The sequence below is a fragment of the Acidimicrobiia bacterium genome (assembly GCA_035651955.1).
Lineage (GTDB): Bacteria > Actinomycetota > Acidimicrobiia > IMCC26256 > JAMXLJ01 > JAMXLJ01.
In genome coordinates, this window is the sequence record DASRES010000016.1 from 40,303 (window position 1) to 63,847 (window position 23,545).

Genomic DNA, 23,545 nt, shown 5'->3' on the forward strand with positions numbered 1-23,545 from the left:
CGGAGCCTGGTCGACGGGGCGACGAGCTAGCTGCGCGCCCGCTCGTCGACCGTGACCTTCTTCATCGTGTCGCCGACATCGATCGACTGGGCGACGTCCATGCCGTCGACGACGTACCCGAAGAGGTTGTAGTCCTTCGACAGCTTGCGCCGGCAGTCGTCGATCGTGATGAAGAACTGTGACCCGTTCGTGTTCGGCCCCGCGTTCGCCATCGCCACGGCACCGAGCGTGTACTCGCCCTTCACGGGCTCGTCGGCGAACTTGTAGCCCGGGCCGCCGGTACCGGTTCCCTGCGGGCAGCCGCCCTGGATCACGAAGTCGGGGACGACGCGGTGGAACGTCAGGCCGTCGTAGTAACCCTGACGGGCCAGCGCGACGAAGTTGTTGACGGTGTTGGGCGCGAGCTGCGGGTCGAGGTCCATCACGATGTCACCCTTGTCGGTGTCGATCGTGACGCGATACATCGCCTGGTCGTCTATCTCGAACGCGGGGGGCTTCGCCACGGAGCTCCTTTACTTGTGCTGCTGTGCTGACGGGCACGCCGTGAGGGCCTGCTGGAGGACCTGCTGGACCTGCGGCGCCAGCTGGCTGTCGTTCGCGACGGCGAGGTAGCGCTGGAACTCGCCGACCGCGGGGCACGGCTCGTTCTTGCCGCGGAACAGGACCATCCCGCGGAAGAAGTGGGCATCGGGGTACTGCGGGTCCGCCGCGACCGCCTGGTCGAGGCGCTGCAGCGACTGGTCGGGCAGGTTCGCGAGGAAGACGATCCAGCCACCGTACGCGAGCGCCTCGGCGTTCTTCGGGTCGAGCTTCGCGGTGGCGTCGTACTCGCGGAGCGCGTCGGCGTACTGCTGCTGCGCGAGGAGGACCCGCGCGTACGCGAGGTGCGCCTGCGGGTCGTTCGGGTGCTCCTGCGTCGCCTTCTTCAGGCTGTCGACGCGCGAACCGGCGGTGGTCGTCGTCTGGCTGTCGCCGGTCACCTCGCCGCCGGGCAACCGCGCGCCGAGCGCGAACGACAGCGCGACCGCGGCCGCAGTCGCGAACGCGAGCAGCGCCGCGACGACCCCGACCCGGCGTGCCGTCGACGTCGGCGGTCTGGCCGGTCGCGCGTCGACGCCGTCGCGCAGCGCGCGCAGGACGGCCGCGGCCTTGGCCGTGTAGTCGGCGTGCAGCCGCTCGTACGTCTCGTCGTCGATGTCACCCGCGGCACGGTTGCGCTCGAGATCGTCGAGCGACCGCAGCATGAAGTCACGCTCGGCCTCGAGCGCCTCACGCTCGTCGGGGTCGGCCATCAACCCGCCTCGCGCGCCTGCGCGACGAGCTGCTCGTCCGCCTCGGTCGCGGCCAGCCGGGGTTCACGCCGCCACCGCCAGAGGGCGTACGCGAGACCACCCGCGCCGAGGATGAACGCGGCGACCGGCAGGCCCCAGACGAGGATCCCGATGCCGTCGTTCTGCGGCTTCAGGAGGATCGACGGACCGTAGCGGTCGACGTACGCCTGCCGGATCTGCCCGTCGGTCTGACCGGCCCGCAGCCGCGCCTCGATGTCGGCACGCTGCGCGGCGGCGGTCGGTGTCGCGCTGTCGGCGATCGACAGCGCCTCGCAGTCGACGCAGCGCAGCTCCGACGCGAGCGAGCGCGTCCGCTCGGCGATCGTCGCGTGACCGCCCGACGGCCACGCCGCGACCGCGAGCACGACCGCGGCGATCACCGCGAGCAGCGCCCACGGCCCCCACCGCTTCACGCGCGGCCTCTCGCGGCCGTCACCATCGCGTCGAGGCTCTGCACCGTCAGCGGCCCGTACTGCGAACCCGCGATCACGCCGTCGGGACCGATGACGTAGGTCTCCGGCTGGCCGCGCGTCGCGAACGCGAGCGCGGCCTTCGCGCCGGGATCCATCGCGATCGTCCAGCCGATGTGCTCCGCGCTCACCGCCGCCTTCACCGCGCCCTCGGTGTCGTCGCGCACGATGCCGACCATCACGAGGTCCGGATCGTTGGAGTGCCGCGACCAGTAGTCGAGCAGCGTCGGGAGCTCCTGCTGACAGGGCTGGCACCACGTGTTCCAGAAGTTGACGACGACGGTCTTGCCCGCGAGCGACGCCGTGCTCACCTGCTTCCCGTCGATCGTCGGCAACGTGAACGCCGGCGCCGGCTGCCCGACGAGCCGGCTGTGACTCGCGTCGGCGCGCGGGTCCTTGCCGCTGTTGACGGCGAGCACGACGGCGAGCAGCGCGACGATCACGCCCACGCCCCCCGCGACCCATCGCGCGGGATGCCTCATCTCGTCGCGACCTCGAGCTCCGGCTCGATCGCCCCGTCGGGCCCGGCGTCCAGGAGGTCGCGCGGTCGCTCACGGCGCACGCGACGGAACCGGTTCCCGATCGACGGCGACAGCGCGACGAGCGTGCCCGCCGCCATGATCGCCCCGCCGACCCACAGCCACAGCGCGAACGGCGTGATCTGCACGCCGAGGGTCACGGTGCCGCGCTCGGTCGGCGACGACACCAACGTCAGGTACACGTCGTTCAGCAGACCCGTCCGCACCGACGGCGTCCCGATGCCCTCGTTCGAGTTCGGGAAGCTCGACACCGCGGGCGCGTAGACGCCGAGATCGTCGCCGCCCTTGCGGATGCGCACGCGCGCGGACGTCGTCGTCTTCTGCGCGCTGTTCTGGGTGCGCGCCCCGAGGTACGTGAGCGTGTAGCCGTCGACCCTGGCGGACTGGCCCTCGCGGAGGTGCACCTCGTGCTTCGTCGTGTAGCCCTGCGAGGCCGTCAGCGCGACCGCGAGGACGACGACGCCGACGTGGACGAGCAGCCCGCCGTAGAGCCGCGGGTTGTTGCGCACTGCGCGCTGCAGCGCGAGCGCGGCGTTCTCGCCGTGCGCGCGCCGCCGCGCGCGCACGCCGATCCACACCTGCCGCGCGACACCTGCGAGCGCGAACCCCGCGAGACCGAACGCGAGCACGTCGGCGATGCCGCGCGCGCCGGCCACCAGCGCGAGCGCCATCGACGCGCCACCGACGTAGGCCGGCACGACGAGGCGGCGCCGCAGCACGTCACCGCTCGCGGCACGCCACGGCAGTGCCGGCGCCGCCGCCATCAGGAAGAGCAGCGCGATCCCCAGCGGCGTCGTCATGCGGTCGAAGTACGGCTCGCCGACGGAGAGCTGGTTCCCGTTGATCGCCTCCGCGATCAACGGGAACACCGTGCCGAGGAGCACGACGAACGCGAGGCCCGCGAACACGAGGTTGTTGGCGAGGAACGCCGCTTCGCGCGACGTCGGCGAGTCGATCCGTCCCGGCGCGTGCAGCTTGTCGCCGCGCCACGCGATGAGGCCAATGCCGACGACCGCGCAGAACGCGAGGAACCCGAGGAGCCACGGGCCGATCGGCGACTGCGTGAACGAGTGGACGGAGTTCACGATGCCGGAGCGGGTGAGGAACGTCCCGAGGATCGTGAGGCAGAACGTCGCGACGACGAGGGAGAGGTTCCAGACGCGCAGCATCCCGCGGCGTTCCTGCACCATCACCGAATGGATGAACGCGGTACCCGTCAGCCACGGCAGCAGCGACGCGTTCTCGACCGGGTCCCATGCCCAGTAGCCACCCCAGCCGAGGACCTCGTAGCTCCACCACGCGCCGAGGATGATCCCGATCGTCAGGAACCCCCACGCGAGCAACGTGGCGCGCCGCGTGTCGGCCAGCCATCCCTCACCGAAGCGCCCGGTGACCAGTGCCGCGATCGCGAAGCTGAACGGCACCGTGAACCCCACGTAGCCGAGGTAGAGCATCGGCGGGTGGAAGGCCATCAGCGGGTGGTCCTGCAGCAGCGGGTTCGGGCCGCGACCGTCGGCCGGCACCGCGCCCGCGAAGGTCTTGAACGGGTTCGCGGGGACGAGCATCAGCAGGAAGAAGAAGAACGCGACGACGAGACCGGTGAGCGTCGCCCACGCGACGAGCGGGTCGGTCGCGCGCTGGCGGAACTTGTACGCCGTCGCGGCGAGGAACCCGGCGAGGATCAGACCCCACAGCAGGATCGACCCCTCGAGCGCGGCCCACAGGCCCGTGACGGTGAACAGCAGCGGCGTCGCACGCGCGTTGTTGTCCGCGACGTACTTGAGCGAGAAGTCGTGCGACAGCAGCGCCCACTCCATCGCTATGACCGCGATGACGGCGCCCGCGAGCAGCGCGAACACGTACCTGCGACCGACCCGCAGGAGGCGGTCGTCGTGACGCGCGATGCCGAACGCCAGCGTGCCGATGCCGAGCGCCGCGGAGACGACGCCGAGCACGAGCCCGAAGATGCCGAGCTGCGCCCTCACCGCGTCGATTGCGCGGTCGTCGTCGGAGGCGTGTACTCCGCGCCGTGCTTGATGAGGATGCGATCCGAGTCGAACACGAGCCCGGTCTTGGCCCAGTGTCCTTCGCACACGACGGGCGCGCCGTCCTTGAACAGCTCGGGCGGGTCGCCGGTGTGGTCGACCTGCACCGTCTCCTTCTTGTCCGTGAGCATGAAGCGCACGCCGTTGCTCGTCTCGTGCGTGTCGCCCCGCACGACCCAGCCCGCGATGCGGAACCGGTGCGTGCCCGTCGACTCGCGCGCCTTGACCGCCTCGGACACGGTCCGGAAGTACATGAGATTGTGCGACAGACCGCCGATCAGCAGCGCGGCGACGGCACCGACGCACAGGATCGCGGCGATCCAGTAGCGGAGCTTGCGGACGCGCTTCTTCGGCGCGGGCGACGGTGCCGCGGCGGCGGGGGGTGCCGACGTCGTCGTCATCGGCGGGGATCGTCGTCGGGCAGCGACCGCTCGGCCCGCCGGGTGCGAATCATGACGCGCGCGGCGTACGCGAGCATCGCCGCACCCGTGATCGACCACGCCGCGGCGACGTACCCCACGTCACTCACCGCGTCACCCCCACCGGCTCGTCGCGCGCGTCGGCGACGCGCTCGGCGATCGCGGCGTCGAGCTCGCGCTGCTCCTGATCCTCCTCGAGGCACGCGAGCCGGTACCGCCGGTCGAGCAGGTACACGTACGTGAGCGTGAACGCGAAGACGCCGAGCCACAGCGTGAACGCCATCACGCCGTGGATCTTCGGGTTGAGCTCGGGGTTGAAGACGGTCGCCTGCTGGTGCAGCGTGCGCCACCAGTTGACCGACAGGTGCACGATCGGGACGTCGACGAACGCGACCAGCGCGGCGATCGCGCACCGCTTGCCGCGCGCCTCCTCACCGCCGGGGATGCGGCGCAGCGAGAGGTAGCCGAGATAGAGGAAGAACAGGACGGCCGTCGTGGTGAGACGTGCGTCCCACGCCCACCAGACCCCCCACACGGGCCGGCCCCACAGCGACCCGAGCACGAGCGTGAGCCCGGTGAACAGCACGCCGAGCTCCGCGGACGCGCCCGCCAGCAGGTCCCACACCGACGAGCGAGTGCGCGGCCACAGGTAGAGGACCGACGCCAGCGCCGTGACCGCGAACGCGAGGTACGCGAGCCACGCTGCCGGCACGTGCACGTACATGATGCGCTGCGCGTCGCCCTGCACCTCATCGGGTGGCGCACCCCAGAGCGCGAAGAGCGCGAGCGTGACGAGCGCGACGACCGCGGCCCAGCCGATGGCGTTCGACACCCGTCGTGGCAGGAGCCTCGCCGTCACGCTTCCTCCAGCAGCGGCCCGAAGGCCAGGAACCCCATCGTCGTGTAGATCACCGCGAACAGCGCCAGCAGCTCCACCCAGGGCCACGCCTCGCCGGTCGAGCCGTTCAGCCCCAGTCCCGCCTCGAACGCCCGCGTCGCGCCCAGCATCACCGGCGCGAGCACCGGCAGCAGCAGGAGCGGCAGCAACGTCTCCCGTACCCGCAGGCCCGCGGCGAGAACGCCGTAGAGGGTACCGGCGGCCGCCAGCCCGACGGTCGCGGCCACCGCGGTCGGCACGAGGATCTCCGCCGCGCGCGGGGTCAGGTCGTAGAACAGGACGACGCCGAGGCCGAGGACGACCTCGAGGGCCAGGAGCTGCACGACGACGGCGAGCGCCTTGCCCAGGAACATCGCGCCCGTGTCGAGCCCTGAGAGGCGCAGCCCGTCGCGCGCGCCGTTCGCCTGCTCGATCGAGAACGAGCGGGAGATCGCGAGCAGCGCAGCCAGCAGCACAGCGACCCAGAACAGCCCGGGCGCGACCTTCGGCAAGAGCCCGCGGTCGGGGTCGAGCGCGAACGCGAACAGCAGGAGCACGATGAGGCCGAACGGCAGGACCTGCCCGAGCGTCACCCGCGATCGCAGCTCGATCCGCAGGTCCTTCTCGGTGACGAGCCACAGCTCGCGCAGCAAGCTCAACGTTCCCGCTCCTGGCGCCTGCGGCGCCGGGCCGCCGTGGCCACCGCTCCCGCTCGCCTCTCGGCTCGCGCGCTCATGTCGCGGCGTCCACGACGAGGGCGGGGGCGAACGGCGCCTCCGTCGCGTGGGCCTGGCCCGCGACCACGTGCACCTCGCGATTCGCGAGCGCACGCGCGCGGTCGAGCTCGTGGGACGCGACGATCACCGTCCGGCCGTCCGCCGGTGCGGACCCGAGGACGGCGTCGAGTACCTCGCGGCCCTGGGCGTCCAGGCCGGCGTGCGGCTCGTCGAGCAGCAGCAGCCGCGGGTCGCGCGCGAGGGCGACGGCGAGCGCGAGCCGGCGGCGCTGCCCGGCGGACAGACGACCGTGCGTGACACCGGCGAGGCGCTCGAGCCCGAGCCGCGCCATCGCCTCGTCAGACGCGCTCGCGGCGCGACCTGCCGCGCGGGCGGCGAACCGCAGGTTCTCGGCGACGGTCAGGTCGTCGTAGCAGAACGTCTCGTGGCCGACGAGCGCGAGGTCGCGGCGGTGCGCGCGCCGGTCGCGCGCGAGGTCGTGGCCGAGGACGTGCGCCTCGCCGGAGTGGAGAGGGACCATGCCGGCGAGCAGTCGCAGCAGCGTCGTCTTGCCCGCGCCGTTCGGCCCGGACAGCAGCACGAGCTCGCCCTCGTCCACGTCGAGATCGACGCCGGCCAGGGCCGGGAAGCGCCCGAGGAGGCACACGGCGGATCGCAGACGGACGACGAGGGACACGCACGCCTCCGGAGAGTCGGCCCGCGAGCGTACCTGGGACGCCCCGTGTCCACGGAGTCGAGTGCCGCCCCGCCTAGTCTCCGCCCGTGCGCCGGGTCGTGGCCGCGACGGGGCGGATCCTCGTCACGGTGGGCATCCTCATCCTGCTGCTCGTCGCCTACCAGCTGTGGGGCACGGGCATCTACGAGGCGCGCCAGCAGTCGAAGCTGAAGCACGAGTTCGCGCGGGCGCTCCAGCACGAGGCGTCCACGACGACGACCACGCCCGACACGGTCGGACCCGCGCCGAGCACGACGACCACGACCACGCTCCCGCCGCCGACCGGCGAGGCGATCGCGATCATCCAGATCCCGAAGATCGGGGTGAACTCGGCGGTCGTGCAGGGCATCGAGCGACCCGACCTGCGCAAGGGCCCGGGCCACTACCCGCTCACGCCGATGCCCGGGCAGCTCGGCAACGCCGCGATCGCCGGCCACCGCACGACGTACGGCGCGCCGTTCTACCGTCTCAACGAGCTCGGGGCGGGCGACGACATCGCGATCCGCACCGTCGCGGGGACGTACCACTACCGCGTCACGCAGCAGCTGATCGTCGACCCGAGCGACGTGCAGGTGCTCGATCCGACGCCCGACGCGACGCTCACCCTCACGACGTGCAACCCGCGGTACTCCGCGCGCCAGCGCCTCGTGGTGAAGGCGACGCTCGTCGCGGACAAGAGCCCGCCACCCGCGCCCGCGCCGTCGGCCAGCGCGCAGCAACGCGCCGCCGCACACCTGTCGAGTGCGGGGTTGTCCGGTGAGCAGGAGTCGAAGCTCCTGACGCTCTGGTGGGGTCTCGCCGCCGCGGCGATCGGCCTGCTGTGGTGGCTCGTGTTCCACCGCCACCCGCGCTGGACCACCTGGATGGTCGGCATCGTGCCGTTCCTGGTGATCCTCTTCTTCTTCTACTCGCACCTCGACCGGTTGCTGCCGGCCAACTACTAGCGACCCTCGAAGCGCGGCGCGCGCTTCTCGGTGAACGCGGCCAGGCCCTCCTGCAGGTCGGCGCTCGCGAACGCGTCCGCCTCGAGTCCCGCGATCTCCCGCCGGGCGGCGTCGTCGAGGAGGTGCCGCTCGGCGACGAGGTTCAGCGCGCGCTTGTGCCCCGCGATCGTGAGCGGCGCGAGGTGTGCGAGCTCGTCGGCCCACGCGAGCGCGGCCGCGCGCGCGTCGTCGACGACGCGATGGACGAGGCCGATCCGGAACGCCTCCTCGGCGTCGATGGCGCGACCGGTGAACAGCAGATCACGCGCGGGGCCCTGACCGACGAGTGTCGCGAGACGGGCGATGTTCGGGGCGCTGAGCATCACACCGAGCTTGGACGCGGGGATCCCGAGCGAGGCGCCCGGTTGCACGACGCGCAGGTCGCACGCGACGGCCAGCTGGAGCCCCGCGCCGAGCGCGTGCCCGTTGAGGGCCGCGATCACGGGCGCGGGGAACGCGACGATCGCGTCGAGGAGCCGCTCGAACGCGGGGCGGAACGAGTCGGTGCCCGCGCCGTCGGCGGTCGCGACGTCGTCGAAGCGACGGGCGAGGTCCGCGCCCGCACAGAACGCGCGGCCCTCGCCGGTGACGACGACGGCACGCGCGCGCTGCGCGGTCTCGAGACGGGCGCGCAGCTCGTCTGCGAGCTCGGCGTTCAGCGCGTTGCGGCGGTCCGGGCGGTCGATGACGGCGACACCGACGTCGCCGCGCGTCTCCCAGCGGATCGTGCCGGCGTCGCTCACGACTCGTCGATGACCGCGATCAGGTCGCCTTCCTGCACGACGTCCTCGGGCTTCACGTGCAGCTCCCGCACGTACCCGGGCACGTCGGTCACGACGGGGATCTCCATCTTCATGGACTCGAGGATGACGATCTCGTCGCCCTCGGCGACCATCTGGCCCTCTTCGGCGACGACCTGCCACACGTTCGCCGTGATCTCGGCGCGGAGCTCAGCCATGGCGGCGCACACTACTCACGCGCCGTCACCGCCCGGTCCAGCGCGGTCGGCGCTTCTCGGCGAACGCGGCGACACCCTCGGCCGCGTCGTCGCTGTGGCTCGTCACGCTCAACATCGCGTGGAGGTACGCGAGCGCGTCTCCGGCCGGCATGTCGACGACGCGGTAGAACGCGTCGCGACCCCAACGCATGACGAGCGGCGACTTCGCCGCGAGCGTCGCGGCGAGCTCGTCGACGGCGGCGTCGAGCTGGTCGACCGGCACGACGCGGTTGACGATCCCGAGCTCCCGCGCCTCGCGCGCGTCGACGCGTCGGCCGGTCATCATCAGCTCGAGCGCCTGCTTCGGCGACATCGCGCGCAGGAGCGGCACGGAGATCATGTACGGCCACAGGCCGACGTCGATCTCCGGCGTGCCGAAGACGGCGTCCTCGGCCGCGACCACGAGGTCGCACGCGAGCGCGAGCCCGAACCCGCCCGCGAGCGCGTAGCCCCGCACGCGGGCGATCGATGGCTTCCCGAGGTCCCACAGGTCACGGAAGAGGCCGGCGACCTCGCCGCGGGCGTCGTGCACGACGCTCGCGGACGTGTCGGCGATGCCACCGAGATCGGCTCCGGCACAGAACGCGCGGTCGCCCGCCCCCGTGAGCACGAGCACGTGCACGTCGTCGTCGGCTCGGGCCCGGGCGAAGGCCGCCCGCAGCTCGCGCATCACGTCGAACGACATCGCGTTCCGGCGTTCCTCGCGGTCGATCGTCACGCGCGCGACCGCGCCGTCCACCTGGTATCGCACGTCAGGCACGACGGGGATCGTAGGAGGGTCCGCGCCGTCGCGACGCGGCGTCGCTACCGTGGCCGCCCGTGGGTCTCATGGCGGTCGCGCTCGCAGCAGCGCTGGTCGTGGTCGTCGTGACGAAGGGCAGCTTCCGGCGACTCGGCCGCCTGCCGGTCGAGGGTTTCGGGATGCTGTTCGTCGCGTTGGCGATCCAGGTCGCGCTCGGACTCGTCCACCTCCCGACGTCACGCGTCGCGGACGTCGGCTTCGGCCTCCTCGTCCTCTCCTACGCGTGCCTGATCGGGTTCTGCCTCGCGAACCTGCGCATCCGGGGCACGAGCGTCATCCTCGTCGGCCTCGCGCTCAACGCGATCGTCATCGCGCTGAACCAGGGCATGCCTGCGAACGGTCCGACGCGAACGGACGCCCAGGGCCGCGTGGTGTCGCGCGTCGAGACGTCGGTGAAGCACCGGCCCGAGCAGCCCGGCGACCTCCTGACGGTGCTCGACGACCGGATCATGCTGCCGGCGCCCTTCCACGACATCCTGTCGTTCGGCGACCTCATCCTGGCGATCGGCCTCATCGACGTCTTCTTCTGGGCGAGCCGCCGCGAGGACGACGCGTGGGAGAGCGTGTTCGCGTCGTCGCCCGTCGCGCGGCAACGCCGCGAGGTGCGAACGCCGGAACGTGCGCCGCGCGCTCCGGTGCCCGCGCCGTCGCCGTCGTTCACCGCTCCACCCCCGCCGCCTCGCCGGGAGATCGTCCTCGACGTCCTCGACGAGGTGTCCCTGCGTGCGGAGCAGGCCGATGCTGCGCTCTGGCTCGCGGCGCCCTAGTTCCCGGCGCGCGCGAGCGCGTCGAGCACGCGCGCGTCGTACGCGCGTTCGCCTCAGAGCGGCCCACCGGCGTCACCAGCAACATCAGTGACACCCGGCGGCGTGGCTGCCGCGCACCCGAACGGTCGGTTCCGTGACAGCGCGTGGCAACGCGGGCGTATCCTGACGCCCCCGGGGGCAGGGCGCGCCGGCGGCGCGGGCGGGGAGGCCGATCCAGTGGGGGACACGCAACCGGACCTCGAGCTGCGCGAGCTCGAGCGCGAGCTGTGCCGGCTCCCGGACATCTCGGCCGCCCGGATCGTCGCGGACGAGACGGGGATGCCCGCCGAGGTCCACGTCCTCGCCCACCCGGGCAAGCACCCGAAGCAGGTCGTGCGCGACATCCAGTCGGTCGCGCTCGCGTCGTTCGGGATCGAGATCGACCGCCGGGTCGTGTCCGTGGTGCAGTTCGGCGGCGACACGCCGAACGCGCCCACGCCACGGGTGACGGCGGCACCCCCACGTCCGACGATCGAGTCGGTCAGTGCCGAGGTGAGCGGGCTGCGCTCGCTCGTCCGGGTCACGATGCATCGTTCCGGGAGCCCCCCGTCCGACGGCGCGGGCGAAGACGAGGTCGTCGGCTTCGCCGAAGGCTCCATCGCGGCCGCGACCCGTCACCGGCTCGTCGCGACGGCGACGCTCGACGCGCTGCGACAGCTCGAGCCCGTCGCGGAGTGCCTCGACGTCGAGAGCGCGCAGGTCGTACGCGTCGGCACGAACGAGATCGCCGTCGTCACCGTCGTCTTCGTCCTGCCCGGCGGCGAGCAGCTCGTCTCGGGGTCCGCGCTCGTGCGCGACCACGACGAGAAGGATGCCGTCGCGCGCGCGGTGCTCGACGCGACGAACCGCCGGCTCCCGCAGCTCGCCTGATCCTGTCGACCGCCTCGCGCGTATCGTCTCGCGCGTGGCTCGTCGCGTCGCCGCAGTGGTGTCCTTCCGTCTCGGTGGCACCGACGGCGTGTCCGTCGAGGCCCGCAAGTGGGAGGGCGCGCTCCGGGCGCTCGGGTTCGATGTCCGGCGCGTCGCGGGCGAGCTGCTCGACGGCGGGCGGCCGGGCGACGTGACGCTCCCCTGGCTCGCGATCGAGCCGCGCGCCGGCACACGGGCGGCGCCGGCCGAGCTCGAACGCGTGGTCGGCGACGTCGACGTCCTTGTCGTCGAGAACGTCTGCTCGCTGCCGTTGAACGCCGAGGCGGCGGGCGCGACAGCCCGAGTCGCGCAGCGCGCCGACGTGCCGGTCGTCCTCCATCACCACGACCTGCCCTGGCAGCGGGCCACGACTGCGCGCGTCACGGACATTCCGCCGGACGCCCCGCACGTCGTCCACGCGACGATCAACGCCCGATCGCGCGCCGAGCTCGTCGCGCGCGGGATCCCGCCCGCGCGCGCGGTGCACGTCCCCAACTGCTTCGACGTCGACACCCGGCCGGGAGACCGTCCCGCGACGCGTGCCGCGCTCGGCTTCCGCCCGGACGAGGTCGTCGTCCTGCAGCCGACGCGCGCGATCGAGCGCAAGAACGTGCCGGGCGGGCTCTCGTTCGCCACCGGCCTCCAGCGCGCGCTCCCCGACCGGCGGGTGCGGTACTGGCTCACCGGGCCCGCCGAGGACGGTTACGGCCCGACGCTCGACGCGCTCGTCCGCGACGCCGCCGTCCCGGTGACGATCGCACCCGTCGGCGACGTCGCGGACGCGTATGCCGCGGCAGACGTCGTCGTGTTCCCCTCGACGTGGGAGGGGTTCGGCAACCCGCTCGTCGAGGCGACGATCGCGCGACGGCTCGTCGTCACCGGCCCGTACCCCGTCCGTGAGGAGCTCGCGGCGATCGGGCTGTCGTCGCCGTCGATCGACGACGTCGAAGACGTAATCCGATGGCTCCGCGCGCCCGACGACGCACGGATCGAGCGCAACCTCGACGCCGTGCGCCGGCATCTCTCGATCGCGACGCTCCCCGCCCGCCTCGCCGACGTGCTCGCGCGCGCCGTCGTGCCCGAGGAACGCACGGCATGAGCGCGGACGACCCCGTCCTGCGTCACCGCGCCCGCCTCGCGGTGGGCGTCCGCATCGCGAAGCGGGCGGGCTACGGCGCGCTGCTCGTCGCGATCGTCGCATTCGGCGCCGCCGCCGCGACGGGCTTCCCGCGCGCGCTGGTCGCGGTGTGCATCGCGGCGCTCGTCGCGTCGTGCGTGATCCTGCCGGTGCCGATCGTCATGGGGTACGGCATCCGCGCCGCGGAGCGAGCGGAGCGCGACCAAGGCCGAGAGCGAGCGGAGCAGCAGCAGGCGCGCTGACTACCCTTGACCGGACAGTCGGGTTCTCGTTCAAGGAGCTTCGCCATGCCCAAGGCCGCCGTGTGCAGGGAGATCGGATCGCCGCTCGAGATCGTCGACGTCGACCTCCAGGCGCCCAAGGCCGGCGAGGTCCGCGTCCGACTCGGCGCGTCGGGCGTCTGCCACTCCGACCTCTCGGTCACGAACGGCACGTTGTTGAGCCCGCTGCCGTCGGTCCTCGGTCACGAGGGTGCGGGCATCGTCGAGGAGGTCGGCGAGGGCGTCACCAACCTGGAGCCCGGCGACCACGTCGTCATCTCGTGGGTGCCGCAGTGCGGCGAGTGCTACTTCTGCAAGCACGGCCAGGGGGAGCTGTGCGAGCCCGGCTCGGCCGCCGCGATGAGCGGCGGACTGCTGGACATGACGTCGCGCTTCTCCGTTGGCGGCCAGCCCCTGTTCCAGATGGCCGCGTCGGGCACGTTCTCCGAGGAGACGGTCATTCCGGCGATCGGCGCGGTGAAGATCCCCGACGACATGCCGCTGACCGCGGCCGCACTGATCGGCTGCGGCGTGCTGACCGGGTTCGGCGCCGCGGTGAACACCGCGGACATCGTCAAGGGCGACACGGTCGCGGTCGTCGGCTGCGGGGGCGTCGGCCTGAACGTCATCCAGGGCGCGCGCCACGCGGGCGCGGAGCGCATCATCGCGGTCGACATGAACGACGGGAAGCTGCAGACCGCGCAGAAGTTCGGCGCGACCGATCTCGTGAACGCGTCCGACGGCGACCCGGTCGCGAAGGTGCAGGAGCTCTCCGGTGGGCGCGGCGCCGACGTCGCGTTCGAGGTGATCGGGCTGCAGGAGACGATCGACCAGACGATCAACATGGCGCGCCGCGGCGGGCAGGCCGTGCTCGTCGGCGTCCCGAAGATGGACGTGATGACGACGATCCCCGCCGCGCTCGGCTTCGTGATCCTCGAGAAGCAGGTCCGCGGCTGCTGGTACGGGTCGTCGAACGTCCACCAGGACATCCCGACGTACGCACGCCTCTACACCGAGGGCAAGCTCATGCTCGACGAGCTGATCTCGAACGAGATCACGCTCGACGGTGTGAACGACGCGCTCGCGAACATGGGCTCGGGCTCCATCGCGCGCTCCGTCATCAAGTACTCGTAGCGAGGGCTGATCCAATGCGCTACCGCCGCTTCGGTTCGAGCGACCTCGAGGTGTCCGAGGTCGGGTTCGGCTTCTGGACGATCGCGACCGACTGGTGGGGTCGCGTCGACGACAAGGCCGGGCTCGTCCACGCCGCGCTCGACGCCGGCATCACGTTCTTCGACACCGCGCCCGCGTACGGCGACGACGGGTTCGGCGAGCGGCTCGTCGCCGAGCTCCTCGGTCGCCGCGACGACGTCGTGGTCACGACCAAGTGCGGCTACGACATCACCGCGCCGCGCATGGCGCACCAGTCCGAGCGGCCGCAGGACTGGACGCCGACGGGCGTGCGCAAGCAGGTCGAGGACTCGCTGCGCCGTCTCGACCGCGAGGCGATCGACCTCCTGCAGCTGCACAACGTGCGCATCGACCCTGTGCGCGACGACGCGCTGTGGGACGAGCTCGCGAAGCTGCGCGCCGAGGGCAAGGTCCGCGAGCTCGGCGTGTCGCTCGGCCCGGCGGTCGGCTGGGTCGAGGAGGGCATCGAGTCGCTCCGCGACCGCGACATCGTCGCGTTGCAGACGGTGTTCAACATCCTCGAGCAGGAGCCGGGCCGCACGTTCGCCGCGCAGCCGGCCGTCGCCGAGGGACGCGTCGGCCTGATCTCGCGCGTGCCGCACGCGTCCGACGTGCTGTCCGGGAAGATCGACCGCGACACCGTGTTCGCCGAGGACGACCACCGCGCGTACCGCAACCGGGACAACATGCTCGACAACTTCGAGAAGGCGGACACGCTCGCGTTCCTGTGGGCACCCGAGACCGGTCGTACGATCGGGCAGGCCGCGATGGCGGGCATCCTCGCGTTCGACGCGTTCACGACCGTCCTGCCGACGTGCGTCAACATCGGCGAGGTGCGCGAGTACGCCGCCGCGTCGGACCTCCCGCTCAGCCGGGACGAGAAGGCCGAGCTCGACGCGCTCTGGGCGCGGAACTTCGACCACACGGACCGCTACGAGATGCCGTTGAAGTCGAGCGTCGCGTCCTGACGCGCCGGGCAGCCCGTCCCGGCGCACCCCGTCAGCGCGCCGGGCAACCCGTCCCCGCGCACCCCGTCAGTTAGCCTCGGCCGATGCGACTCCCGGCCGAGCAGCGGCGCCGCCAGCTCCTGGACGTCGCGTGCCGGGTGTTCGCGACCGGCGGGTTCCACGGCACCTCGATGGACGAGGTCGCCGAGGCCGCGGGCGTCACGAAGCCCGTCCTGTACCAGCACTTCCCGTCGAAGCGCGCGCTCTACGGCGAGGTGCTCGGTGATGTCGAGTCGCAACTCCTGACGCACATCCGGCGCGCGACGGAGGAGGTGCACACCGGCCGGCAGCGGGTGGAGGCCGGCTTCGCCGCGTACTTCCGGTTCGTGACCGAGAACGACGCCGGCTTCCGGGTGCTGTTCGGCGCGCCCGTTCGCAACGACCCCGAGTTCTCGCGCTTCGTCCAGCACACGATCGACCAGATCGCCGAGCTGATCGCCGGTCTCATCGAGATCGACGTCGCCGAGGAGCACCGCCGCGTGCTCGCACACGCGCTCGTCGGCATGGCGGAGGCGACGAGCCGCCGGTTGCAGCGCGCCAACGCGGAACGCGATCCCGAGCGTCTCGCGCGCTGGCTCTCCGAGATGGCGTGGTTCGGGCTGCGGGGCGTGCGCACCGGCGAGCTGGACGTCGCGTCAGGGCGTGAGCACGCCCGCACCGACGTCGTGTGACGGCTGGTCCGCCACGACGTCGCGTCGATGCGCGCGTCGCTGCGCGATCGCGCGCGCGCCGGCGTCGACCGCGACCGCGGCGAGCAGCACGAACGACGGCTCCGCGGGCGCCCGGTAGCGCACCTGCGCGAACGTGAACGCGACCGCGATCACGACGACCGCGGGCATCGTCCACAGCGGCCAGACCGGTACGCCGGTGCGCCTCCGGCGCAGGACGAACGAGCCCACGATCGCGAGCGGGAACATGACCCAGAAGCTCCACACGAGGCTGCGACCGATCGTCCGCTCCTCGTTGTAGAGCCCGTGGTCGACCGCGACCTCCTGGAACGGCTTGAACACCGCGAGGATCCGCCCCTCCCGTGCCAGCACGATGAGTGGCAGGCGGTGCAGGTGCGTCCTGATGTACCGGAACGCCTCCGCGCGCACGAGCCGGTCCTGCTGCGACTGGTCCATCGTGTTGAAGCCGGGATGCTTGTTCGCGGCCGTGATCAGGTAGTCGTAGCCGCACGTGTAGCTCTTGAAGCCGATCGTCTTGCCGTAATAGGTGTCGTGGCAGTTCGCCGCGCTCAGCGTCCCGGACAGGTTCGTCGACAGGTACACCGGCTCCTTGAAGCGCGCGAGGTTGTAACCGATCCACGGGCCCATCACGACGACGATCGCGGCGCCTCCGGCGACGAGCCACCGGAGGCGGCCCATCCACGACGTGTCGGCGCGTGTCAGCACGAGCGGGACCAGCAGCAGCGGGACGATCAGCACCAGCTCGGAGCGCGCGAGCGTCGCGAGCGCGCACCACACGCCGAGCCACACCGCGCGCCAGGCGCTCGGCCGGCGCGCGAAGCGGTACGCGAACAGCACGACGCCCGCGGACACGAAGATCGCCATCGTCTCCGACAGCAGCATCCCGTCGTGCACCCACATGTTCGGGTAGACGACGGCGAGCCCGGCGGCGATCAGCCCGATCCGGCTCCCCGCGATCTCGCGGCCCGCGAGGCCGACGAGCAGGACCGACACAGCGCCGAGCGCGCAGGACCACAGCATGAGCTGCGTCGGGGTCGCGGGCCCGTTCTTGAAGAACGGAACGACCGCGAGGAACAGCGAGTACAGCGGTGGATGGCTCGCGTCCGCGACGTAGCGGCCGGGGGCGAACGACGGCGCTGCGAACCAGTGCCCGCGCGCGAGCGCGTTCGCCATCCCCCAGTAGTAGAGCGAGTCGCCGAACGTGATCTTCCACCGCGTTCGCAGCGTGAGCACGTACGCGACCCGCCCGCCGAACGCGACGAGCGTCAGGATCGTGAGGCTCCAGCCGAAGCCGAGCCCGCGGCGTCGCGCTCGCCGCTCGGCGCGCGTCCTCATCCTGAGCTCACCACGGGCACCGGCTCGATCGGCTCCGGCTCGGCGCCCGCGGTGCGCGCGACCGCGCTGCGCCAGCGTTGGAACCCGGCTTCGAGCGCGACCGCCGCGAGCACGATCACCGACGCCTCGGCCGGCGCGCGGTAGCGCAACTGGCCGAACGTCAGTGCGACCGCGATGACGACCGCGACGGGGACCGCGAGCGTGGGCCACACCGGGACGCCGCGCCGTCGCAGGACGACCCCGCCGACGACCGCGATCGCGCCGAGGATCCAGAAGCTCACCACCAGGCTGACGGTCACCATGCGCGCCTGCTCGTAGAGCAGGTGGTCGACCCCGACCTCCTGGAACGGTTGGAAGACACCCAGGATCCGTCCGACCCGCGCCAGCACGACGAGCGGGACGCGACTCGCGTGCGCACGGATGTACTTTGCCGCCTCCGCGCGCAAGAGATCGTCACGAACCGACTCGTCGCCGGAAGCCCACGCAGGATGCTCACGCGCGACCTTGCGATCGAGCGCGGACGAGCAGTCGTAGCTCTTGAAGCCGATGTACCTCCCGTAATAGGTGGTACGACAGTTCGACGCGGCGAGCGTCGGGCCGAAGTTCGTCGACAGGAACACCGGCTTCTCGAAACGCACCGCGTTGGAGATCAGCCACGGCGCGAGGACGATCGCCGTCGCGGCCACCCCGGCGCCGAACCAGCGCAGGCGGCGCGCCCATGTCTCGCGCGGCGCGAACAGGAGCAGCGGCACGAGCACGAGCGCGGCGGCGAGCAGCAGCTCGGAGCGTGCCAGCGCCATCGCGCCACACCAGACACCGAGCCACACCGCACGCCACACGCTCGGCCGGCGCCAGAACCGGTACGCGAACAGCAGCACCCCGGCCGCCGTGAACAGCGCCATCGTCTCCGACAGCAGCATGCCGTCGTGCACCCAGGCGTTCGGGTACACCGCGGCCAGCGCGCCCGCGAACAGACCCGCGACGTCCCCCGCGATCTCCCGCCCCGCGAGGCCACACAGCGCGATCGTCCCGGTCCCGAGCACACACGACCACAGCACGAACGTCAGCTGACTGGTGTTGCTCCGGGGATCGACGAACGCCGCCACCGCGAGCCACAGGATGTACAGCGGCGGGTGGGACGCGGTGGGCACGGTGTGCCTGGTGAGCAACCCGCTGAACGGCTCGACGAAACCCTTGCCGTCGGCCACCAGGTTGGCGCTCGCGCTGTAGATGAACGAGTCGCCCGGGAACGGCATGTGCGGCTGCCGCAGCAGGAGGACGAACGCGATCCGGACGCCGAGCCCGACCGCGCAGATCAACGAGAGCCAGAGCGCAAACCTCCTGCCGGTCCGCCGGACCGCATCGCCGTGCGCGCCGCCCGCCGTCACGGCTGCTGAACGTACTCGGCACGGCCCGACGCGACCAGGCTCGATCCCGCGGACCGCGCGATCGCCCGGACGGCGAGTGGTCCGACGCGCTACCGTCGGGAGACCTTGACGGCGACCTCTCCACTCCCCGGTCCGCTGGACGGCAGCGCGGTCGACGACGCGGCGCCCGGCGCCACGGTCGACGTGACCGTCGTGCTGCCCGTCTTCAACGAGCGCGGCCACATCCGGACGGAGATCGACCGGATCCGGGCCGCGCTCGACGCGTCGCCGTACAGCTACGAGATCCTCGTGGTCGACGACGGCTCGCGCGACGGCTCCGCGGACGAGCTCCGCGACATCCGGGACATCCGCCTCATCGTCTTCCCGCAGAACCGCGGGTCGGGATCCGCGCGCCGTGCCGGCACGCGTGCCGCACGCGGGCGTGTCGTCGTCTGGACGGACGCCGACATGACCTACCCGAACGACGAGATCCCGCGGCTCGTCAAGGAGCTCGACGGCTACGACCAGATCGTCGGGGCGCGGACGTCGGAGCAGGGGACGCAGAAGTTGCTGCGCGTCCCGGCCAAGTGGATCATCAGGAAGCTCGCGAGCTATCTGGTCGAGACGCCGATCCCGGACCTGAACTCCGGCCTGCGCGCGTTCCGCGCCGACGTGGCCCGCCAGTACCTCCACCTCCTGCCGCAGGGCTTCTCGTGCGTCACGACGATCACGATGGCCTTCCTCGCGAACGGCTACTCCGTGAAGTACGTGCCGATCGAGTACTCGCCGCGCGCCGGCAAGTCGAAGTTCCACTGGTGGAGGGACACCAAGAACTACCTCATCCAGGTCGTCCGGATGGTGCTGTCGTACAAGCCGTTGCGCGTCTTCCTGCCGTTCTCGACGACGCTGCTCGCGCTCGGTGTCGTCAAGCTCGGTCTGGACTGGTCGAGCCGCGACTTCCGCCTCGCGGCGAACACGCTGCTGATCTTCTTCGCCGGGTTGCTGTTCCTCGGCATCGGGCTGCTCGCCGACCTCATCGTCCGCGTGACCAAACCCCGCGACGAGGTCGAACCCGCGTCGTTGTGACGACGTCGACCGCCGTCCCGACCGGGAACACCTACGACAAGTACGCGAGCGCGAACCCGATCGAGCGCCGTCTCATGGCCCGGTTCATGGCCCGCTTCGACGCGATGCTCCCGGTCCGCACACCCGCCCGCGTCCTCGAGGTCGGCGTCGGCGAAGGGCAGATCGCAGCGCGCGTGAGGGAGCGGTACCCCGGCGCCGCGATTGCGGGCATCGACCTGCCCGACCCGAGCCTTGCCGACCACTGGCGCACGCGCGCGCTCCCGGGTGCGTTCGCCGACATCGTGGCGCTCCCCTTTCCCGACGCCTCGTTCGACCTCGTGCTCGCGATCGAGGTGCTCGAGCACGTCCCGCAGCCCGATGCGGCGCTGCGCGAGATCGCGCGCGTCGCGGCGGGTGACGTCCTCGTCTCGGTCCCGCGCGAGCCGTTGTGGCGGGTCGCGAACATCGCCCGGGGCAAGTACTTGGCCGCGCTCGGCAACACGCCGGGCCACGTACAGCACTGGTCACGGCGGCGCTTCACCGCCGTCGTCGGCTGCGTGCTCGACGTCACGGCCGTGTCGAACCCGCCGCCGTGGACGATGGTGGCAGCGCGGGTTCGCGCGTAGGCGGCCCGTCGGTCGCGCGACCGGCCACGGCGGGCTCGGGTCCCGCGCGCCACAGCGCACCGATCCCGGCACCGAGCGCGTCGACGAGCATGAACGCGAGCCGGGCCGTCACCGCGATCGCGGCGCGCGTCCCGGACGGGATCCCGCCGCCGACGAGCGCGACGAACGCAGCTTCACGGACGCCGATGCCGCCGGGGACCGGTACGAGCACGAACCCCGCGACCCACGAGATCATCGCCGCGGGCGCGATCGTCAACCACGACGCGTGCGCGGTGAACGCGCGGGCGATGCACCACGTCGCGGTGCCGATCAGCAACCAGCTCGGCACGTACTCGAGCACCAGCCGCAACGACGACGACCACCGCGGCACGACGACGGGCAGGTCACGCTTCAGGAGCCGTTCCGCGCGCGCGACGAGCCAGCCCAGCAGCCGGTGGTGCAGCAGCGCGATGCCGACGGGCAGCAGGACGAGCACCCAGAGCCAGGCCGTCGCGCCACCGTGCAGGAACCGCAACGGGAGCAACACCGCGGCGACCAGCATCCCCGCGAGGTACAGCGCGCCCAGCGAGAGCGCGACGCTCGCGTACGAAGCGGGCCGCGGGATGCCGCCGCGCCGGACGAGCTCCGCACGGCCGACGACGGGCCAGATGCCGCCGGGCACGTACTTGCCGATCTCGCCCACGAAGTACCAGACGATCGTGGCCCGGAACGTGACGTCCGCACCGAGGAGTGCGAGCGCGCGCCGCCACGGCAGCGCGATCGCGACCATCCCGAGCGCGGCGATCGCACCACCGGCCGCGAGCCAGGCGACGTTCGCGTCGTCGATCGACCGGCGGACGTCGGTCCACTGCGACGCGATCGCGCGTACGACGAACACACCGCCCGCGATCGCGATGAGGATGCCGACGGCCGTCGTGAGTCGGGCGAGGTGCACGCGCTTCAGGACCCAGCAGCGTACAGGGCACTGTGACCGGATACGGTCGGGCCTCGTGCGTCTCGAGGACGTCGACGAGCTGCTGACCACGACGCGAGCCGTCCGGCGCCGGCTCGACCTCACCCGTCCCGTCGACGCTGCGCTGCTCCGTGATTGCCTGGCACTCGCGCTCCAGGCCCCGACCGGCGGGAACGACCAGAGCTGGCACTTCGTCGTCGTCACCGACGACGCGACGCGCGCCGCGCTCGCCGACGTGTACCGGCGCGCGGCGGTCGCATATGCCACGCGCACGCGCGGCACGCGCAAGCGCGTCCGGACGCTCGACGACGCGGAACGGGCGACGCGCCGGCGCGTCCTCGCGTCCTCGGGCTACCTGTACGAGCACATCCACGAGGTGCCCGCGCTCGTCGTGCCGTGCCTCGACGGCCGGTTCGACGGCGCGCCGGTCGCGGATCAGGCGACGGCGTTCGGGTCGATCCTCCCGGCAGTCTGGAGCTTCATGCTCGCGGCCCGCTCGCGCGGGCTCGGTACCTCGTGGACGACCGCGCACCTCGAGCTGGAGCGCGAGGCCGCAGTCGTGCTCGGGATCCCCTTCGACGACGTCACGCAGGTCGCGTTGGTGCCCGTCGCCCACACCGTCGGCGACCAGTTCCGACCCGCGTCACGCCGTCCGCTCGACGACGTCGTGCACTGGGACCGCTGGTAGGCGTCATCTCCCGCGCGTCACCGCGACGGCGACGGCTCCCGCGAGCGCGGCCGCCGCACCGGCCAGGAGCCCGCGCCGGTGGCTCGTGTACCACCACTGGTAGCTGCGGTCCTTCGCCGTCGCATCGAACTCGCCGTGCGCGCCGTAGTCCTCGGTCTCGTCGGCCGGGTTCCACAGGTTCGCGGGGCGACCCGGGCTCTTCGGCTCCTTGGTCTGCTGGCTCTTGAACCCGGTGCGCGCGAGGTAGCGGTCGAGCAGCCCGGGGATGATCGCGTTGCCCGCGATCGTCGCGGCCGTGCTGCCGCCGACGTAGTACTCGCGCCGGTTCGGGTGCTCGGCCGCGTACAGCACGCCACGGGCGGCGACCTCGGGCTGGAAGATCGGCGGGACGGGCTGCGGATGGTTGGGCAGGCGCGACAGCACCCAGCTGAACTGCGGCGTGTTCAAGCCGGGTAGCTGCACCATCGTGATCTTCACGTTGGTGCCCTCGTGCATCAGCTCGGTCCGGAGGGCCTCCGTGAAGCCCTTGATCGCGTGCTTGGCGCCGCAATACGCGGACTGGAGCGGGATGCCGCGGTACGCGAGCGCCGAGCCGACCTGGACGATCACGCCACGATCGCGCGGGAGCATGTGGTCGAGCGCGACTCGCGTGCCGTGCACCTGGCCGAAGTACGTCACCGCGGTCGTGCGACGGAACTCCGACGGGTCGATGTCCGTGAACTTCGCGAACACCGAGCTGAACGCGTCGTTGACCCACACGTCGATCGGGCCGAGCTCGCGCTCGACCTGCTGCGCCGCCGCGACGACCTGGTCGTACTCCGCGACGTCGGTCGGGACCGCGCACGCACGCCGACCTGCGCTCTCGACGTCCTTTGCCGCGGCGTCGAGCCCGCCGGCACCCCGGGCGAGCAGGCCGACGTCGTACCCCGCGTCTGCGAACGCGCGGACGCAGGCCCGTCCGACGCCCGCGCTGGCTCCGGTGATGACTGCGACCCGTGCCATCGCGACTCAGTGGTCCATCGCGGAGCGGATGGCGTCGCGCGCGCGGTCGGCGATGGCGACGAACGGCCCGGCGACCATGTTCCCGGTCGCGGACTCCGGTGCCATCTTGTGCGAGTGCGTCGGCGCGGTCTGCTCGGCGGCGCGGAACACCTTCGTCAGGTCGCGGAGCCGGTTCTCGTCGACGGTGGCCTTCAGGCGCGGGTGCTCCCGCTGTTCCTCGTCCTCGGCATGGTGCAGCACGTCCCGGCGCAGCTGGTCGAACTTCACCCCGAACGCGCTGTCGTTCACGTCCATGCTCTCGAGCTCGGCGAGGGCCTTCTTGCCCTGGTCCTCCTCCTCGAGCAGCTCGTCCGTGACCGGCCGGCCGTCCTCGGTTCGGCGCAGCAGCGGGTGCACGACCTCTTCCTCGGCCGTCTCGTGGATCGCGAGCTTGCGGACCAGCGCGTGGAACGCGTCCTCCTTCGCGTCACTGGTCGTCGCCGTCTCGACGCTCGTCATCATCTGCTTGATCTGCGCGTGATCCTCGAGGATCGCGTCGATGACGTCGTTCGCCATGGCCCTCTCCGTCCCTCTTGGTCGACTCCGCTCCGGCGTC

General features: G+C 71.9%; 29 protein-coding genes. 11 read left to right on the plus strand and 18 right to left on the minus strand.

Going from position 1 to position 23,545, the window contains the following annotated elements; genetic code table 11:
• Positions 1–26 precede the first annotated feature (26 nt).
• From VFC33_04965 to ccmA, 10 genes are all read right to left on the minus strand, one after another.
• Positions 27–503, minus strand: a complete 477-nt coding sequence (locus tag VFC33_04965; GenBank protein ID HZR12582.1) for a peptidylprolyl isomerase — start codon at positions 501–503, stop codon at positions 27–29.
• Between the two features lie 9 nt (positions 504–512).
• Positions 513–1,292: a tetratricopeptide repeat protein gene (locus tag VFC33_04970; GenBank protein HZR12583.1), complete on the minus strand. Its 780-nt coding sequence runs from the start codon at positions 1,290–1,292 to the stop codon at positions 513–515.
• Positions 1,292–1,744 (minus strand): cytochrome c-type biogenesis protein, encoded by a 453-nt coding sequence (locus VFC33_04975; protein HZR12584.1) that lies wholly within the window; start codon positions 1,742–1,744, stop codon positions 1,292–1,294. The genes VFC33_04970 and VFC33_04975 overlap by 1 nt, the downstream gene beginning before the upstream one ends.
• Positions 1,741–2,283 (minus strand): TlpA disulfide reductase family protein, encoded by a 543-nt coding sequence (locus tag VFC33_04980; GenBank protein HZR12585.1) that lies wholly within the window; start codon positions 2,281–2,283, stop codon positions 1,741–1,743. The genes VFC33_04975 and VFC33_04980 overlap by 4 nt, the downstream gene beginning before the upstream one ends.
• Positions 2,280–4,325 (minus strand): heme lyase CcmF/NrfE family subunit, encoded by a 2,046-nt coding sequence (locus VFC33_04985; GenBank protein ID HZR12586.1) that lies wholly within the window; start codon positions 4,323–4,325, stop codon positions 2,280–2,282. Before VFC33_04985 ends, VFC33_04980 begins: the two co-directional genes overlap by 4 nt.
• Positions 4,322–4,786: a cytochrome c maturation protein CcmE gene (locus tag VFC33_04990; protein HZR12587.1), complete on the minus strand. Its 465-nt coding sequence runs from the start codon at positions 4,784–4,786 to the stop codon at positions 4,322–4,324. The genes VFC33_04985 and VFC33_04990 overlap by 4 nt, the downstream gene beginning before the upstream one ends.
• Positions 4,783–4,914, minus strand: coding sequence for a hypothetical protein (locus tag VFC33_04995; GenBank protein HZR12588.1), 132 nt, complete (start codon positions 4,912–4,914; stop codon positions 4,783–4,785). Before VFC33_04995 ends, VFC33_04990 begins: the two co-directional genes overlap by 4 nt.
• Positions 4,911–5,663: a cytochrome c biogenesis protein CcsA gene (gene ccsA / locus VFC33_05000; GenBank protein ID HZR12589.1), complete on the minus strand. Its 753-nt coding sequence runs from the start codon at positions 5,661–5,663 to the stop codon at positions 4,911–4,913. The genes VFC33_04995 and ccsA overlap by 4 nt, the downstream gene beginning before the upstream one ends.
• A complete protein-coding gene (locus VFC33_05005; protein ID HZR12590.1) occupies positions 5,660–6,340 on the minus strand; it encodes a heme exporter protein CcmB in 681 nt (226 codons plus the stop codon). Before VFC33_05005 ends, ccsA begins: the two co-directional genes overlap by 4 nt.
• A 73-nt stretch (positions 6,341–6,413) precedes the next feature.
• Positions 6,414–7,094, minus strand: a complete 681-nt coding sequence (gene ccmA, locus VFC33_05010; protein ID HZR12591.1) for a heme ABC exporter ATP-binding protein CcmA — start codon at positions 7,092–7,094, stop codon at positions 6,414–6,416.
• An 86-nt stretch (positions 7,095–7,180) separates the two neighbouring features.
• Here ccmA and VFC33_05015 point away from each other — a divergent pair, with 86 nt between their 5' ends.
• Positions 7,181–8,077, plus strand: coding sequence for a class E sortase (locus tag VFC33_05015; GenBank protein HZR12592.1), 897 nt, complete (start codon positions 7,181–7,183; stop codon positions 8,075–8,077).
• Here the strand turns inward: VFC33_05015 and VFC33_05020 are convergent.
• The 3 genes from VFC33_05020 to VFC33_05030 are packed head-to-tail and all read right to left on the minus strand — an operon-like array spanning position 8,074 to position 9,873.
• A complete protein-coding gene (locus VFC33_05020) occupies positions 8,074–8,859 on the minus strand; it encodes an enoyl-CoA hydratase-related protein (protein HZR12593.1) in 786 nt (261 codons plus the stop codon). The genes VFC33_05015 and VFC33_05020 overlap by 4 nt on opposite strands.
• Positions 8,856–9,074, minus strand: a complete 219-nt coding sequence (locus VFC33_05025; GenBank protein ID HZR12594.1) for a biotin/lipoyl-binding carrier protein — start codon at positions 9,072–9,074, stop codon at positions 8,856–8,858. The genes VFC33_05020 and VFC33_05025 overlap by 4 nt, the downstream gene beginning before the upstream one ends.
• 25 nt (positions 9,075–9,099) lie before the next feature.
• The gene (locus tag VFC33_05030; protein HZR12595.1) at positions 9,100–9,873 is read right to left on the minus strand and encodes an enoyl-CoA hydratase-related protein; all 774 of its coding nucleotides are present in this window, start codon (positions 9,871–9,873) and stop codon (positions 9,100–9,102) included.
• A 68-nt stretch (positions 9,874–9,941) separates the two neighbouring features.
• On the opposite strand from VFC33_05030, the gene VFC33_05035 reads away from it, so the two are divergent.
• From VFC33_05035 to VFC33_05065, 7 genes are all read left to right on the plus strand, one after another.
• A complete protein-coding gene (locus VFC33_05035) occupies positions 9,942–10,682 on the plus strand; it encodes a DUF5317 family protein (GenBank protein HZR12596.1) in 741 nt (246 codons plus the stop codon).
• A gap of 216 nt (positions 10,683–10,898) precedes the next feature.
• Entirely contained in the window at positions 10,899–11,591 is a 693-nt protein-coding gene (locus tag VFC33_05040) for a hypothetical protein (GenBank protein HZR12597.1), read from the plus strand.
• Between the two features lie 34 nt (positions 11,592–11,625).
• Positions 11,626–12,729 carry a glycosyltransferase gene (locus VFC33_05045; protein ID HZR12598.1) on the plus strand — a complete coding sequence of 368 codons (1,104 nt, stop codon included), beginning with the start codon at positions 11,626–11,628 and terminating at the stop codon, positions 12,727–12,729.
• Entirely contained in the window at positions 12,726–13,010 is a 285-nt protein-coding gene (locus VFC33_05050; protein HZR12599.1) for a hypothetical protein, read from the plus strand. Before VFC33_05045 ends, VFC33_05050 begins: the two co-directional genes overlap by 4 nt.
• Before the next feature lie 45 nt (positions 13,011–13,055).
• On the plus strand, positions 13,056–14,162 hold the full coding sequence (locus tag VFC33_05055; GenBank protein HZR12600.1) for a Zn-dependent alcohol dehydrogenase: 1,107 nt from the start codon (positions 13,056–13,058) through the stop codon (positions 14,160–14,162).
• 14 nt (positions 14,163–14,176) lie between these two features.
• On the plus strand, positions 14,177–15,187 hold the full coding sequence (locus VFC33_05060) for an aldo/keto reductase (GenBank protein HZR12601.1): 1,011 nt from the start codon (positions 14,177–14,179) through the stop codon (positions 15,185–15,187).
• An 83-nt stretch (positions 15,188–15,270) separates the two neighbouring features.
• On the plus strand, positions 15,271–15,897 hold the full coding sequence (locus tag VFC33_05065) for a TetR/AcrR family transcriptional regulator (protein HZR12602.1): 627 nt from the start codon (positions 15,271–15,273) through the stop codon (positions 15,895–15,897).
• Here the strand turns inward: VFC33_05065 and VFC33_05070 are convergent.
• Together VFC33_05070 and VFC33_05075 are read right to left on the minus strand one after the other, a co-directional pair.
• Positions 15,862–17,250, minus strand: coding sequence for a glycosyltransferase family 39 protein (locus tag VFC33_05070; GenBank protein HZR12603.1), 1,389 nt, complete (start codon positions 17,248–17,250; stop codon positions 15,862–15,864). The two genes, VFC33_05065 and VFC33_05070, sit on opposite strands and share 36 nt — an antisense overlap.
• Entirely contained in the window at positions 17,247–18,638 is a 1,392-nt protein-coding gene (locus VFC33_05075; protein HZR12604.1) for a glycosyltransferase family 39 protein, read from the minus strand. Before VFC33_05075 ends, VFC33_05070 begins: the two co-directional genes overlap by 4 nt.
• Positions 18,639–18,743: 105 nt before the next feature.
• On the opposite strand from VFC33_05075, the gene VFC33_05080 reads away from it, so the two are divergent.
• Positions 18,744–19,703 (plus strand): glycosyltransferase family 2 protein, encoded by a 960-nt coding sequence (locus tag VFC33_05080; GenBank protein ID HZR12605.1) that lies wholly within the window; start codon positions 18,744–18,746, stop codon positions 19,701–19,703.
• Positions 19,700–20,308 carry a class I SAM-dependent methyltransferase gene (locus VFC33_05085; protein HZR12606.1) on the plus strand — a complete coding sequence of 203 codons (609 nt, stop codon included), beginning with the start codon at positions 19,700–19,702 and terminating at the stop codon, positions 20,306–20,308. The genes VFC33_05080 and VFC33_05085 overlap by 4 nt, the downstream gene beginning before the upstream one ends.
• On the opposite strand, the gene VFC33_05090 is transcribed toward VFC33_05085, so the two are convergent.
• On the minus strand, positions 20,250–21,242 hold the full coding sequence (locus tag VFC33_05090; GenBank protein HZR12607.1) for a lysylphosphatidylglycerol synthase transmembrane domain-containing protein: 993 nt from the start codon (positions 21,240–21,242) through the stop codon (positions 20,250–20,252). The two genes, VFC33_05085 and VFC33_05090, sit on opposite strands and share 59 nt — an antisense overlap.
• Before the next feature lie 55 nt (positions 21,243–21,297).
• Here VFC33_05090 and VFC33_05095 point away from each other — a divergent pair, with 55 nt between their 5' ends.
• Positions 21,298–21,948 (plus strand): nitroreductase family protein, encoded by a 651-nt coding sequence (locus VFC33_05095; GenBank protein ID HZR12608.1) that lies wholly within the window; start codon positions 21,298–21,300, stop codon positions 21,946–21,948.
• 3 nt (positions 21,949–21,951) lie between these two features.
• Here VFC33_05095 and VFC33_05100 read toward each other — a convergent pair whose 3' ends face one another.
• On the minus strand, positions 21,952–22,950 hold the full coding sequence (locus VFC33_05100; protein ID HZR12609.1) for an SDR family oxidoreductase: 999 nt from the start codon (positions 22,948–22,950) through the stop codon (positions 21,952–21,954).
• Between the two features lie 6 nt (positions 22,951–22,956).
• On the minus strand, positions 22,957–23,505 hold the full coding sequence (locus VFC33_05105) for a hemerythrin domain-containing protein (protein HZR12610.1): 549 nt from the start codon (positions 23,503–23,505) through the stop codon (positions 22,957–22,959).
• Positions 23,506–23,545 lie beyond the last annotated feature (40 nt).

Bases quoted from the DNA above. Each gene is read 5' to 3' on its own strand.
- VFC33_05105 (HZR12610.1), bottom strand. From the start codon at position 23,505: ATGGCGAACGACGTCATCGACGCGATCCTCGAGGATCACGCGCAGATC.
- VFC33_05035 (HZR12596.1), top strand. From the start codon at position 9,942: ATGGCGGTCGCGCTCGCAGCAGCGCTGGTCGTGGTCGTCGTGACGAAG.
- VFC33_05065 (HZR12602.1), top strand. From the start codon at position 15,271: ATGCGACTCCCGGCCGAGCAGCGGCGCCGCCAGCTCCTGGACGTCGCG.
- VFC33_05100 (HZR12609.1), bottom strand. From the start codon at position 22,950: ATGGCACGGGTCGCAGTCATCACCGGAGCCAGCGCGGGCGTCGGACGG.
- VFC33_05070 (HZR12603.1), bottom strand. From the start codon at position 17,250: ATGAGGACGCGCGCCGAGCGGCGAGCGCGACGCCGCGGGCTCGGCTTC.
- VFC33_05060 (HZR12601.1), top strand. From the start codon at position 14,177: ATGCGCTACCGCCGCTTCGGTTCGAGCGACCTCGAGGTGTCCGAGGTC.
- VFC33_05055 (HZR12600.1), top strand. From the start codon at position 13,056: ATGCCCAAGGCCGCCGTGTGCAGGGAGATCGGATCGCCGCTCGAGATC.
- VFC33_04970 (HZR12583.1), bottom strand. From the start codon at position 1,292: ATGGCCGACCCCGACGAGCGTGAGGCGCTCGAGGCCGAGCGTGACTTC.
- VFC33_05025 (HZR12594.1), bottom strand. From the start codon at position 9,074: ATGGCTGAGCTCCGCGCCGAGATCACGGCGAACGTGTGGCAGGTCGTC.
- VFC33_05050 (HZR12599.1), top strand. From the start codon at position 12,726: ATGAGCGCGGACGACCCCGTCCTGCGTCACCGCGCCCGCCTCGCGGTG.
- VFC33_04990 (HZR12587.1), bottom strand. From the start codon at position 4,786: ATGACGACGACGTCGGCACCCCCCGCCGCCGCGGCACCGTCGCCCGCG.
- VFC33_04980 (HZR12585.1), bottom strand. From the start codon at position 2,283: ATGAGGCATCCCGCGCGATGGGTCGCGGGGGGCGTGGGCGTGATCGTC.